Raw genomic sequence first — 12,776 nt, forward strand, 5'->3', positions numbered from 1 at the left:
CCCGTCCCTCCGCCACTCCCCCCCACCGTCACCACCACGCGCCCCCGTCCCGCATGTTGGTTTGCTTGTTGGGTTGCTGGGGCAGTCTCCAGTGGCCCCACAACTGCCAACTCTAGAAGCTCGCCAGGGCGGACGCCCGGGCGGCCGGACGGCGGGGCGGCCGGACGACGGGGCGGCGGGGCGGGGCGGCCGGACGCGGTAAGTGGGGCCAGCCGGGTAAGCGGGCGAGCCGGCGTACGCGCCGAGCCTGCCAATACTGCCTAGGCGCCGGCGATAAATGCCTCGAGCTCGGCTCGGGCCTCCTCGTCAGGCTTCTGCACCGGCGGGGACTTCATAAAGTACGCCGACGCGGCCTCGACCGGTCCGCCGTGCCCGCGGTCGAGTGCGACCTTCGCGGTGCGGATCGCGTCGATCATCGTGCCTGCCGAGTTGGGGGAGTCCCACACCTCAAGCTTGTATTCGAGCATCATCGGCACATCGCCGAACCCGCGGCCTTCGAGACGTACGAACGCGAACTTGCGATCCTCAAGCCACGGCACATGGTCGCTCGGCCCGACGTGCACGTCCTCTGCCGGAAGATCTGCCGAGATGTTCGAGGTAACTGCCTGCGTCTTCGAGATCTTCTTCGAGTGCAGGCGGCTGCGCTCAAGCATGTTCTTGAAGTCCATGTTGCCGCCGACATTCAGCTGATAGGTGTGGTCAAGCGAGATGCCACGGCTTTCGAGCAGACGGGCGAGCACACGGTGGGTGATCGTCGCCCCAACCTGGCTCTTAATATCGTCTCCAACGATTGGCAGCCCTGCCTCGGTGAACTTTGCCGCCCACTCGGGGTCGCTTGCGACGAACACAGGAATGGCGTTGACGAACGCAACACCAGCTTCAAGTGCTGCCTGCGCGTAAAACTTCACTGCTTCCTCGCTGCCGACTGGCAGATAGCATGCGAGCACCTCAGCGCCAGAGTCGCGCAGTGCCTGCGCGACATCGACGGGTGTTGCGGTCGACTCGACAACCTCGTCGCGGTAGTACATGCCAAGGCCGTCGTACGTCGGAGCGCGGAGCACCTCGAGGCCAATGTGGGGCACATCCGAGAACTTGATCGTGTTGTTGCGCCCGGCCCAAATAGCCTCAGAGAGGTCTTTTCCGACCTTCTCTGCGTCGACGTCGAATGCCGCAACGAACTCAAGATCAGACACGTGGTACCCGCCGAGGCGAACGTGCATGAGCCCGGGAACCTCGGCGTCATCTGCGGCGTCGCGGTAGTACTCGACACCCTGCACGAGCGAACTCACGCAGTTTCCAATTCCCGCGAGGGCAACCTTCACACTCATCGAAACCCCATATTTCTCTCTCCGGCGGCCAATAGGCCCAACCGTCTAGTGTAATCGCCCAGGCTGGGCGTTGATCCTGCGCCGCGATCGGCGAACATGGCTACCCGGGATGCCGGAGCCGGAATGCTTCAACAGGCGAGATCGCCTGGCGCTGCCCGCCAACATGGACGATCTCGTCGCCTTCGACCGTCAGCTGAGTCGCGTACGCCCGCAGCGCGACGACTTTTCTCCCAAGCCACGGCGCCACGTCGTGTGCCTCGGTTTTTCCTCCGTCGGTCCCAGTATCGGGCTCGTCGACCGTGTCAATGTCAGTCACGATCTCCCAGAACGGAAGATCAAGCGCGATCGCGACGGCGCGCGCGATCCGGTGCGCATGGACGTGGTCCGGATGACCGTAGCCACCCCCGTCGTCGTAGCTCACAATCGCCCCTGCACCGGCCTCGTTCGCCGCGGCGAAGAGGTCGTTCAAAGACTCGACCGCAGGCACAACCGTGAGCGCGTCAACGGTTGCGTCGGCGCTGGGCCCGGCTTGCCCGGAGGCAAGCCACTCCATCCCTGAATCCTCGTAGATCGTCGGCTGGAGCCCCTCGGCCCGCGCCGGCGCAACTCCAAGAAACGCATGACGTTCGACCCCGAGCATCGCGAGCGCGGCAGAAAGCTCGGCTTGCCTGTGCGGGGCGAGGCCGTCCGTCCCTGCCAGGTGGGCGAGTGGGCCGTCAACAACTTCGCCGCGCTCGCCCCTGGTGAGCGTGACAACGAGTGGCTCGCGCCCGGCTTCAGACAGCGCGGCGAGCGTGCCGCCAGTCGTAATCGTCTCGTCGTCGGGATGAGCGTGCACGAACATCACGCGTGTCGCGCCCGAAAACCACTGTGCAGGATCTGTAGTCACGCTAGCTCTAACCCTCTGCGCCCTCGGTCTGTTCCCGATACCAAGACAAAAGTCTCTCTGCCGCAGCTTCCTCCCCGATGACCCCCTCGTCGAGGCGGAGTTCAAGGAGGAAAGAGTACGCGCGGCCCACGAGGGGGCCAGGCGGAATCTCGAGCAGTCGCATGATCGCGGCGCCATCAAGCTCCGGGCGCACGGCGGCGAGCTGCTCCTCTTCGGCAAGCGCCGCGATACGACGTTCAATGTCGTCGTACGCATGTTCAAGACGCTCGGCCTTGCGCCGGTTACGCGTCGTCACATCCGCGCGGGTGAGGATGTGCAGCTGTTCGAGTTCTCCGCCCGCGTCCCTGACGTAGCGGCGCACCGCCGAGTCGGTCCACTGCTGATCGCTGTAGCCGAAGAATCGAAGGTGAAGTTCCACGAGCCGCGCTACCCGCTTGATCGTCGTGTTATCGAAACGCAGCTCACGCAGGCGTTTGCGTGTCAGCTTCGCGCCGACAATATCGTGGTGGTGAAAAGTGACACCGCCGTGCTCAAATCGCCTCGTCGCTGGCTTGCCGATGTCGTGCAATAGCGCTGCAAGACGCACAACGAGGTCGGGCACAAACGGTTGACCTGAGTCACCCGCGTGCCGAGAGTGCTCGAGCTCAATGGCCTGAGTCAGCACCGTCAAGCTGTGCTCATACACGTCTTTGTGCCTGCCATGGTCGTCCTGCGTCGTGACGAGAGCGACAAGCTCGGGCAGGAACCGCTCGGCGAGCCCCGTGTCAACAAGGAGCCGGATGCCAGGAACCGGATCGGTCGTGAGCAGGAGCTTCGTGAATTCATCGCGCACCCGCTCCGCGGAGATGATGTCGAGCCTGTCAGCAAACCGCACCATCGCGGCTTCGGTCTCTTCGGCAACCTCGAACCCAAGCTGCGCGGCAAACCTCGCCGCACGCAGCATTCGGAGCGGATCGTCGGTAAAAGATGCTTCCGCCGAGGCAGGGGTGACGATGCGTCCGGCCACGAGGTCCTCGACACCGCCCGACACATCGACAAGCCGAAGCTCAGGAAGCATGAGGGCAAGCGCGTTGATTGTAAAGTCGCGTCGAACAAGGTCGCCATCAATGGAGTCGCCGAAGCTCACCTCGGGCTTGCGCGAGTCGTCGCGGTAGGTCTCGGCACGATAGGTGGTGATCTCCACCTGTTCGCCGAAGATCTGCGCAGCAATCGTGCCAAAGTCTCGGCCGATGTCCCATATGTTGTTGGTAAGCGTCTCCAAGATCGCACGCGTCTGCTCCGGTCGCGCCGAAGTCGTGAAGTCGAGGTCTGTAACGCGGCGACCTAACATCGCGTCGCGCACTGGACCGCCAACCAGCGCGAATTCAAACCCGGCCTCCGCGAACGCCGTCGCAAGGGTGGCAACGGGCCGCGACTCGGCGATTCGGCGAAGTTCGATCATTGATTCGGCAAGAGAAAGCACCCACTCAGGGTACCGGTGCCAAGACATCTCTACACTTACACTCATGCGACTTCTCCGGCGACCGAGGGCAGTAGCGGCTGCGTTGATCGTTGCCGCACTGCTCGCTGGCGGCACTCCCGCCGCCCTTGCCGCGGTTGGTGAACGCGCGGCAGAAACCCCGCCCGGGGGCGGGGCTGTCGACAGTGATGAGGTCGAGCAACCAGAGCTGCGGCTCATCGTCGCACCAGAAACACCGATCGTTGAGAGCACCGCGACCGAGGTGAAGTTCACCGTGCTGCTGCAAAACTCGGGCGAGCTGAGCGTCCCTGAGGGGTCAGTTGAGTTAGCCATCGGCGACCGCCTGACCGGGAGCTCGGCGATCCCTCGCCCTGAGGAGCTCGCTGCAACTGCGGATGCGCCGCCGCTCGACTCGGAGGCGAGCGCGGCAGACGGGGCCGGCGACGCAAAGGGGCAAGGCCCCGACGCCGACGCCGAACGCGCAGCCCCGCAGCGCACGGTGCTCGCGACCGCCGCGATCGACGCGATCGCCGGCGGAAAGGAGCAGACCGCGACGGTCACAGTTTCGCTCACAGATATTCCCTCATTCACTTCAACGGGGCATGGCGTCTATCCCGTCTACGCGACATACCGCGCGAGCGATTCGGGGTCGGCTGCGAGCCTGTCTGCATTTTCCCCGATTGTGTGGAGCGGCCCGCACCAGGCAGACGCCGCGGTCGACCTGACGTCGGTTGTTCCACTCACTCTGTCCACGAAAGTGCAGTCGCTGCCGACCCGGGCCCAGCTCGCCAGCGAAACGCCTCGCCTCGATGCGCTCGTCGATTTCGCGACGCGCACGCAGGCCGTGCTCGCGATCGACCCGCGGTACGTCGCCGCAGTCCGCGCTTACGGAACTGAGGCACCGCAGCCTGCTCGAGATCTTGTCGCGCGGCTCGAGTCGACCTCGCTGTCGACATTCATGCTGCAATTCGGCGATGCGGATCCTGCTGCGCAGTCGGCTCTTGGTGCGACTGAGCTGCTCCAGCCCGAAGGCTTCGAGTTCGTCACGCGCTTCGGCGCGTGGGAGCCCGCTGTCGATGCAGCGAACCTTGATGGCGCGCCCGATGCAACGGACAGCGACGCAGCTGCGAATCCTGCGGCGACACCGAGCGTAGAAGACGCGGAGGGCGAGGGAGAGCCAGGCAGCCCCGACGAGAGCGCAGAGGTTCCGTCTGACGAGGCGCTTGCCGAATGGTCGAATGGTCTCGCAGGTGCTTGGCCAGGCCCGGGCCAGGTCGGCTCCGGCACCTTGAATCTGCTGCGCAACTCAGGGATCGATTTCACAGTTCTGCGCTCAGATAACGTCGCTCTGACTGGCGGACCACGCGCTGGCCTCGGGGAAGGTGGGAGTGCGCTCGTCACCGACGCCGAGCTTGACGCCGGCGTTCAGCTCGCGCTTGCGGGTGCGACCGATGCCGAGCGGGCGCTTGGCGCGGCCCAGGCAGCTGCGCGCCTGACGCTCGCAGCTGATTCAGAGGTGAAGGGGATTGTCCTCGGTGTCGACCGGGGCGGCTCTGCGGCACACGAACACCCCGAACGTGTGCTCGCAGACCTCACGACCCAGCGGTGGGTCAAGTCAATCGCGCACACCGCTCAGAGCGAGGGCACCGCAACGCTGAGGGCTCAGGCTCCAACCGAAGAGAGGGTGGAGCTGCTTGCCGAGGCTGTCGACAACGAGGCCAGCGTGCTCGAAGCGCGCGCCACTCTCGTGAATCCCGAGTATCTCGACAGTTACCAGAGAATGCGTCTCCTCACGTTGTTCTCAACAGGCTATTCGGCCCCTGAAGCTGACTTCCCGGAGGTCGCCAGGCAGTTCGCGAAGCGCGACGCAGAACTCCACGATGGTGTCAGGCTCGTCGGGACGAAGCGGGCGCAGCTCGTCGGCGGGTCAACCAAGATCCCGATCCAGCTTCGCAACTCCCTCCCGTTCGACGCCGTTGTCACTCTCGAGGTCTCGCCCACTTCCGCTGCGCTCAGCCTTCCCGAACGCACCTTTCGCGACATTCAGCTGCCCGAGGACTCGAGCGAACGGGTGCTCGTTCCGGCAACAAGTCGGGTCTCATCCGGTGACTCCGCGCTGCTGCTCTCGGTAACGAGCACCGATGGCGAATACACCGCGTCAACCGGGCGGCTCGAGGTGACAATCAGCAGTGCCGTTGAGACTGTCGCGATCGCGCTACTCGGCTCCGCGGCTGCACTGCTGTTCGGGTTCGGGATCTGGCGAAGCATCCGCAGACGACGCACACTCAGCGCGGGGGGAATAGTGCGCCTTTAGGATGGGTTGTACCGCCTATCAGCCACACGGCACAGCATAAGGAGAATCATGCGCGAGGTCATCATTATCGGCTCGGGCCCTGCCGGGTTTACTGCAGCAATCTACGCTGCGCGAGCTGAACTCTCGCCGCAGCTTTTCGCGAGCCAGGTGAGCATGGGCGGCGAGCTCATGAACACGACTGAGGTCGAGAACTTCCCCGGCTTCCCGGAGGGGATCCAGGGCCCCGATCTCATGCAGAAGATGCAGGAGCAGGCCGAGCGTTTTGGCACGGAGGTCATCTACGACGATATTGCGGAGGTCGACTTCTCCGGCGAGATCAAGCGCGTGACCGATACAACCGGTACCGTGCATGAAGCCCGCTCCATCATCTTCGCGACGGGTTCTGCCTACCGCAAGCTTGGCGTTGAGGGCGAGGAGCGTCTCTCCGGTCACGGGGTCTCCTGGTGCGCAACCTGCGACGGATTCTTCTTCCGCGACAAGACAATCGCGGTTGTCGGCGGCGGCGACTCAGCTATGGAGGAGGCAACCTTCCTCACTCGATTCGCGAAGAAGGTCTACGTCATTCACCGCCGCGATTCGCTCAAGGCGTCGAAGATCATGCAGCAGCGCGCATTCGACAACGAGAAGATCGAGTTCATCTGGAACTCCGAGGTCACCGAAATCCACGGCGAGGGTTCGGCAGACCGACTCAGCCTGCGCAACACTGTAGACGGCTCAGTCAGCGAGCTTCCCATCGAGGGACTGTTCATCGCGGTCGGAAACGATCCACGTACACACCTTGTGCACGGCAAGCTCGACCTCACCGACGAAGGCACCATTGCCGTCGAGGGGCGGACATCGCTCACTTCGGTCCCTGGCGTTTTCGCTGCGGGTGACGTCATCGATCCGAGCTACCGCCAGGCAATCACGGCTGCAGCATCTGGCACCGTCGCGGCGCTCGACGCCGAGCGGTACCTCGCTGCAGTCGAAGACGCCAGCGTCGCCGTACCAGTCGCAGGCTAACCAGCAGTCAGAGCAGAAGGAGTTTCACTATGAACGAGCCAATCAACGTTGACGAGCAGACCTTCGAGAAGGTCGTGCTGCAGAGCGAGATCCCAGTTCTCGTCGATTTTTGGGCCGCGTGGTGCGGGCCCTGCCGGGCTGTGGCACCCGTACTCGCTGAGATCGCTCAGGAGCAGGAGGGCAAGATCCTCATCGCCAAGCTTAATGTCGACGAGAACCCAGCACTCGCCGCGCAGTACCGCATCACCTCCATCCCCGCGATGAAGGTCTTCAAAGGCGGCAGCGAGGTCCACGAGATCATCGGCGCAATGCCCAAGCAGATGATCGAGAACGAGCTCACCGGCATCATCTGAGCACGGTGACAACGGGGGAGGCCCCGGACAGCTTAACGGCTGTCCGGGGCCTCCTTTGTTGTTGCCTGCGGGAGTAGTTTCGACCTAGTCGTGGGCAGCTGCCGTGTCCTCGGCGAGTTCAGCGAGTCTGTCGATCGAAGCACGAAGCGTCTCCGGCGTGTTCGCGCGCGCTCGTTCGAATCTGGCCGGATCAGTGAGCTCTGACCAGTCGTAACTGTGGCGCACCAGGGTTCCACCAGTTGTCGGCTCGAGTTCCCACCGCCAGAGATGTCCTGGCGCCGATTCACCGACGGGGGAGGGCCGCCACGCGATGAGTCGTCCCTCGATGAATTCTACGACGTGGTTTTCTCGCACGCGATCACCGATATTCGTCATCACGAACACGTCGCCGACCGCACGGACACGCTGGCCGGGGGCAGCGCTCGAGAGGTTGTTGTTCCCGTCCCATCTGGGCTGCGCGGCTGGGTCGGCGATGAGCTCAAAGAGCGCCTCGGGCGACGCAGCAATGAACCGTGTCGCTGAAATCTGTCGTTCTGAGTCTTCCATCGCCCCAGTCAAACACCTTCACCTGCGTGAGTTTTCAGGAGAACCCTCGCCGTCGAAACCTGTTAGTTAAAGCCCGGATCTCCGAGTTCGTCAAGAATGCGCTTGAGGTCAGCGATCGTCGCGAATTCGATCGCGATCTGCCCCTTCTTGGCGCCAAGTTTGACTGACACTCTTGTGTCAAACCGATCGCCAAGCCTGTCGGCGATCTCGCTCAACTGCGCCTGCACGGCGCCTGGACGCGCCTTCGGCGTCTTTTGCTTGGGCGTCTCGCTTGCGATGGCTTCGGCTGCGCGCACCGAGAGCCCCTCATTCACGATGCGATCCGACAGCGACTGCATCGCGTGAACGTTTCCGTCGAGAGCGAGGATCGCGCGGGCGTGCCCGGCAGTCAACACGCCAGCAGCGACTCGGGTCTGCACGGGTTCTGGCAGCTTCAAGAGTCGGATCGTATTTGAGATCTGGGGGCGGGACCGGCCGATACGCTCGGCAAGCTGCTCTTGGGTGATGCCAAAGTCGGCCAACAGTTGCTGGTACGCAGAGGCTTCCTCAAGTGGGTTCAGTTGAGCGCGGTGCAGGTTCTCAAGGAGCGCGTCCCGCAGCATGTGTTCGTCAGCTGTCGACCGAACGATTGCGGGAATAGTGTCGCGGCCGGCACGCTTTGACGCGCGAAGACGGCGCTCGCCCATGATGAGCTCATACTTCGCGCCCGAGCGCGGCTTCGGCGAAATCTCGCGGACAACGATGGGCTGGAACACGCCGAATTCACGCACAGAGTGAGTGAGCTCCTCGAGTGCCTCTTCGTCGAACTCGGTGCGCGGCTGAAGCTTGTTCGGAACGATATCTGTGACGCTCAGCGAACGCAGCTCCGCTCCGGGAACTTCGAGGAGCTCCGCCTCCTGCTCAGCTGCCTCAGCGTTTGCCGCGGCCGCCGCCGCTGCACCGGCGGCTGGGAAGAACACGTCGACCGGACGCTCGCCCTCGCTGGGGGACTGCGGAATCAGAGCGCCAATGCCGCGGCCAAGACCACTCCGCTTCTTCGCTGTCATCCCTGGTCTCCCTTGTCAGTAGTCGTCGTGGGCGCGCCGCGTTCGGCGACCTCGGCAGCTGCTTCGAGATACGCGAGGGCTCCGATGGAGCCGCTGTCGTACTCGTGGACAGTCTGGCCGTAGCTTGGTGCCTCCGAGATCCGCACTGATCTGGGAATTACTGCATCGAGCACTTCCTTGGGGAAGTGCTGACGTACCTCGTTCGCCACTTCCTGAGCAAGATTCGTGCGGGCGTCGTACATCGTGAGCAGGATCGTGGAGACCCGAAGTTCAGGGTTCAGGTGTTTCTGGATCAACTGAATGTTTCCGAGGAGCTGGCTGAGGCCCTCAAGTGCGTAGTATTCGCACTGGATCGGGATCAACACTTCTCCACCTGCGACGAAGGCGTTCACTGTCAAGAGCCCCAGCGAGGGAGGGCAGTCAATGAAGACATAGTGGTACTCGCGTGTTGAGCCCTTCAAAAAAGCGTCGAGTGCCGTGCGCAGGCGCTGCTCCCGAGCGACAAGGGAGACGAGCTCGATCTCAGCCCCGGCAAGATTGATTGTCGATGGGACACACATCAGGTTGTCATGATCGCTCGAGACTTGAATTGCCTCTTCAATCGACGCGTCGCCGAGAAGAACCTCATACACGCTCGTGATCTCGGGGCGGTGGGGAACGCCGAGGGCCGTCGACGCGTTTCCTTGCGGGTCAAGATCAATGACGAGCACGTTCGCCCCGCGCCGCGCGAGGGCAGAGGCGAGATTCACGGTCGTTGTCGTCTTGCCGACGCCACCCTTTTGGTTTGAGACCGTAATGATTCGAGTCTCAGAAGGCAGCGGAGACGGCGTGCTCGCAAGTCGCTTGCGGCGCTTGATCTTGTCTTCCAGATGGTCGGCGACGAGTGGTTTCTCAGCCATGAGTACCTACTTTAGCGCGGAAGACCCGGGTGCTCTCAGCGAGTTGCTCTGCGCCAAGTTCGAGCACCTCAATATCGCGTACCTTGTGCCGCCGCAACACCTTTTGGGCTGCTTCAATCTCGTCATGGATCGCAGCACCCTTGAGGAATAGCAGCTCGCCCCCTTCCCGGAGGAGTGGGACTGTCAGTGGCACGAGCTTCTTGAGCGCCGTCACTGCCCGTGCTGTGATCTGGTCGGCTTCAAACGCGCCATGGAACTCTTCTGCCCGTCCGCGCTTCACATGGGTGTTCGCAAGCTCGAGGCGCTCGATCTGTTCATTCAGCCACACACACCGACGTTCCATCGGTTCAACAAGAAACACTTCGACGTCCGGCCGAATGATGCCAAGGACAAGGCCAGGCATGCCGCCGCCCGTTCCGATGTCGGCGACGCGACCGCCCTCGCGCAGGAGGGGTGCGAGAACCGCACTGTTGAGAATGTGACGCGTCCACAATCGGGGCAGCTCGAGTGGACCGATGAGTCCAAGCTCCTCACCTCGAGCGGCGAGATCAGTAGCGAATGCGCGCAGCGTTTCGATCTGCTTGCCAGCCATTTCAGCGGCGGCTGCAGGCTCGGTCTCAAGCAGAGCGCTCTGGCCCCCGTCGTCCTGTTTCACGTGAAACCTATCTAGGCTGCGCGGATAACGAGACGCCGGCCTTTGCCTTCGCCCTGCGACTCTGAGTGGTATCCGCGCTCAGCGACCTGGTCGTGCACGAGCTTACGCTCGTAGGAGGACATCGGTTCAAGACGCACCTCATCGCGGCCAGCCGCAATCTGCGCAATCGCCGCGTCGACCATGCCCGTCAGCTGCTCTTCTCGAGCAACCCGCGATCCGGCCACGTCGATGATGAGGCGTGAGAATCGACCTGTCTTCGCCTGAACCGCGAGGCGGGTCAGGTCTTGCAGGGCCTGAACGGTGTCAGGCGCGGCAATGCGATCGATGCTCACACCACCGCCAGTGACCGAAACGTAGGCGCGGCCGTTCTCCACGGTGATGTCGAGATCTCCGTCAAGGTCTGCGATATCAAGCAGACCTTCGAGGTAGTCGGCGGCGAGATCGCCGTCGGCCTCGAGGGTTTCGAGGCTCAGCTCCTCGGTCTCCACGACTTCGCGCTCTTCAGTCACGGCCGTCCTCACTTCTTCTTCTTGGCGCGCTTTGCGCTGATGGGCTGCTGACGCTGGCCTTGTTGCTGCGGCGATGCCTCATTGCTTGCCTCAGGTGCGTCCTCAGTCAGCTTACCCTTTGCCTTGAGTCGGGCCTGGCGTGCACGCCACGCCTCGGAGCCGGGGTTCGGCATGGTGTTGATAACGATGCCCTGCTGTGCCATCGTCCAGATGTTCGATGTCATCCAGTAGATGTTGAGTGCGAGCGGGAAGGTGACGCCCGAGAACAGGAACGCGAACGGGATGATGTAGAGCAGGATCTTCTGCTGGCGGTACATCGGCGAGTTCTTGGTCTCATCAGAGACGTTCTTCGACATGATCTGCAGTTGTGTGAAGAACTGCGACGCGATCATAAGGACAACGATGGAGCCAAGCAGGCCAACGACAACCCAGTTTTGAGATTCCCAGCCCTGGGTAAAGTTCATTTTCAGGGGAGCGCCGAAGATCGAAGCCTGGTTAAAGCTGTCAGTGAGCTCGCGGTCCATCAGGCCGATGCCGACAGTGTTTTCTGATGCCTTACGGAGCACGTAGAAGAGCGAGAAGAAGACTGGCATCTGGATCAGGATCGGGAGGCACGACGAGAACGGATTGGTGCCGTGCTTCTTGTAGAGCGCCATGGTCTCGCGACTCATCGCCTCGCGCGAGAACTGGTCGTTCTTGCCCTTGTACTTTGCCTGGATCTTCTTCATCTCAGGCTGGATGTCCATCATCCTGCGCTGCGACTTGATCTGGCGCACGGTAACTGGGATGAGCGCAGAACGGACGACGACCACGAGGCCGATGATCGAAAGCACCCACGTCAGGCCGCTCTCGGCACTCATGCCAAGAGTGGTGAAGAGTTGATGCCAGAGTACGAGGACGACCTCAACAAGCCACCTCAGTGGCCAGAGAATTGTCTCAAAGAAGTTCACTGGATCAGGCCTTTCGGATGCGGGGGCGGACGAATCCGCTTGAATTTATGTCAAAGTACATGGCCCTGCGCTGAGGTACATCGTCGATACCACCAGCGCTGAACGGGTTGCAGCGGAGTAACCGCCAGATCGTCAACGCGAGTCCGGTGAGGAATCCGCGCTGCTGATACGCCTCCATAGAGTACCGGGAACACGATGGATAATACCTGCAGACTTCACCATAGAGTGGCGAAATCACGCGTCGGTACAGCTTCATGATGGCTATCGCGCCATTCCGAGGCAGTAGCCAGAGTTCGAGCAAGAGACGCTTCCTCATTCGGACTGGATCCTGCGGACCGATCGTCGCATCTCGTGTCTCAGCTCATCAAACGAGGCTGAAGCAGATTTCGGCAGTGCTCTGAAGACGATGTCGACACCGCTAACCCCGTCACGGATGAACTCTTCTGTGACTGACTTCATCCTTCGCCGAAGGAGGTTGCGCATCACAGCGTTTCCCACTGCTTTCGAGATGATGAAGCCGAATCTAGCGGAGGTATCCGTTGGATTGTCGCCGATAGAACGAGGAACCGCGTAGGTAATGCACAATGCACCACCTACGCGGTTCCCTGTTCTGACAATTCGGCGATAGTCCTCGCCACGAGTCACTCGATTATGCCTAGCAGGCATGATGACTCAGCGGCCAGAAACTACGCGGAAAGCTTCGCGCGGCCCTTGCCACGGCGCGCAGTGATGATCGCACGGCCTGCACGGGTGCGCATGCGTGCACGGAAACCGTGGACCTTTGCGCGACGGCGGTTGTTGGGCTGGAAGGTACGCTTGCTCATAG

General features: G+C 62.3%; 15 protein-coding genes. 3 read left to right on the forward strand and 12 right to left on the reverse strand.

The annotated features are described in order from the left end of the window. Positions 1-260: 260 nt before the first annotated feature. The 3 genes from ACF07D_RS13600 to ACF07D_RS13610 form a co-directional block, all read right to left on the reverse strand. On the reverse strand, positions 261-1,328 hold the full coding sequence (locus tag ACF07D_RS13600) for an inositol-3-phosphate synthase (RefSeq protein ID WP_391505265.1): 1,068 nt from the start codon (positions 1,326-1,328) through the stop codon (positions 261-263). Positions 1,329-1,428: 100 nt separating this feature from the next. Next, a complete protein-coding gene (locus ACF07D_RS13605) occupies positions 1,429-2,217 on the reverse strand; it encodes a PIG-L family deacetylase (protein ID WP_391505266.1) in 789 nt (262 codons plus the stop codon). Positions 2,218-2,224: 7 nt separating this feature from the next. Further along, positions 2,225-3,658 (reverse strand): CCA tRNA nucleotidyltransferase, encoded by a 1,434-nt coding sequence (locus ACF07D_RS13610; protein WP_391505345.1) that lies wholly within the window; start codon positions 3,656-3,658, stop codon positions 2,225-2,227. 64 nt (positions 3,659-3,722) lie between these two features. Between ACF07D_RS13610 and ACF07D_RS13615 the strand changes: the two genes are divergently transcribed. Genes ACF07D_RS13615 through trxA form a run of 3 tightly spaced genes read left to right on the forward strand, consistent with a single transcriptional unit; the run spans position 3,723 to position 7,345 of the window. Next, entirely contained in the window at positions 3,723-5,990 is a 2,268-nt protein-coding gene (locus tag ACF07D_RS13615) for a DUF6049 family protein (RefSeq protein WP_391505267.1), read from the forward strand. A gap of 48 nt (positions 5,991-6,038) precedes the next feature. Then, the gene (gene trxB, locus ACF07D_RS13620; protein WP_391505268.1) at positions 6,039-6,992 is read left to right on the forward strand and encodes a thioredoxin-disulfide reductase; all 954 of its coding nucleotides are present in this window, start codon (positions 6,039-6,041) and stop codon (positions 6,990-6,992) included. A gap of 29 nt (positions 6,993-7,021) precedes the next feature. Next, a complete protein-coding gene (gene trxA, locus ACF07D_RS13625) occupies positions 7,022-7,345 on the forward strand; it encodes a thioredoxin (protein ID WP_119285418.1) in 324 nt (107 codons plus the stop codon). 84 nt (positions 7,346-7,429) lie between these two features. Here trxA and ACF07D_RS13630 read toward each other — a convergent pair whose 3' ends face one another. From ACF07D_RS13630 to rpmH, 9 genes are all read right to left on the reverse strand, one after another. Further along, entirely contained in the window at positions 7,430-7,891 is a 462-nt protein-coding gene (locus tag ACF07D_RS13630; RefSeq protein ID WP_391505269.1) for an SRPBCC family protein, read from the reverse strand. A 62-nt stretch (positions 7,892-7,953) separates the two neighbouring features. Then, a complete protein-coding gene (locus ACF07D_RS13635) occupies positions 7,954-8,937 on the reverse strand; it encodes a ParB/RepB/Spo0J family partition protein (RefSeq protein WP_119285416.1) in 984 nt (327 codons plus the stop codon). Then, positions 8,934-9,836, reverse strand: a complete 903-nt coding sequence (locus ACF07D_RS13640; protein WP_391505270.1) for a ParA family protein — start codon at positions 9,834-9,836, stop codon at positions 8,934-8,936. Before ACF07D_RS13640 ends, ACF07D_RS13635 begins: the two co-directional genes overlap by 4 nt. After that, the gene (rsmG, locus tag ACF07D_RS13645; protein ID WP_119285414.1) at positions 9,829-10,428 is read right to left on the reverse strand and encodes a 16S rRNA (guanine(527)-N(7))-methyltransferase RsmG; all 600 of its coding nucleotides are present in this window, start codon (positions 10,426-10,428) and stop codon (positions 9,829-9,831) included. Before rsmG ends, ACF07D_RS13640 begins: the two co-directional genes overlap by 8 nt. Positions 10,429-10,502: 74 nt before the next feature. Next, positions 10,503-11,000, reverse strand: a complete 498-nt coding sequence (locus ACF07D_RS13650) for a R3H domain-containing nucleic acid-binding protein (protein ID WP_119285413.1) — start codon at positions 10,998-11,000, stop codon at positions 10,503-10,505. A gap of 8 nt (positions 11,001-11,008) precedes the next feature. Continuing rightward, positions 11,009-11,950: a membrane protein insertase YidC gene (yidC, locus tag ACF07D_RS13655; RefSeq protein WP_119285412.1), complete on the reverse strand. Its 942-nt coding sequence runs from the start codon at positions 11,948-11,950 to the stop codon at positions 11,009-11,011. Between the two features lie 4 nt (positions 11,951-11,954). Beyond that, a complete protein-coding gene (gene yidD, locus ACF07D_RS13660) occupies positions 11,955-12,266 on the reverse strand; it encodes a membrane protein insertion efficiency factor YidD (protein ID WP_391505271.1) in 312 nt (103 codons plus the stop codon). After that, positions 12,263-12,616 carry a ribonuclease P protein component gene (rnpA, locus tag ACF07D_RS13665; RefSeq protein ID WP_391505272.1) on the reverse strand — a complete coding sequence of 118 codons (354 nt, stop codon included), beginning with the start codon at positions 12,614-12,616 and terminating at the stop codon, positions 12,263-12,265. Before rnpA ends, yidD begins: the two co-directional genes overlap by 4 nt. Positions 12,617-12,636: 20 nt before the next feature. Beyond that, positions 12,637-12,774, reverse strand: a complete 138-nt coding sequence (rpmH, locus tag ACF07D_RS13670) for a 50S ribosomal protein L34 (protein ID WP_119285409.1) — start codon at positions 12,772-12,774, stop codon at positions 12,637-12,639. Positions 12,775-12,776: the final 2 nt, after the last annotated feature.

It is taken from the genome of Leucobacter sp. NPDC015123, assembly GCF_043080205.1.
In the GTDB taxonomy this organism is placed as follows: domain Bacteria; phylum Actinomycetota; class Actinomycetes; order Actinomycetales; family Microbacteriaceae; genus Leucobacter; species Leucobacter aridicollis_A.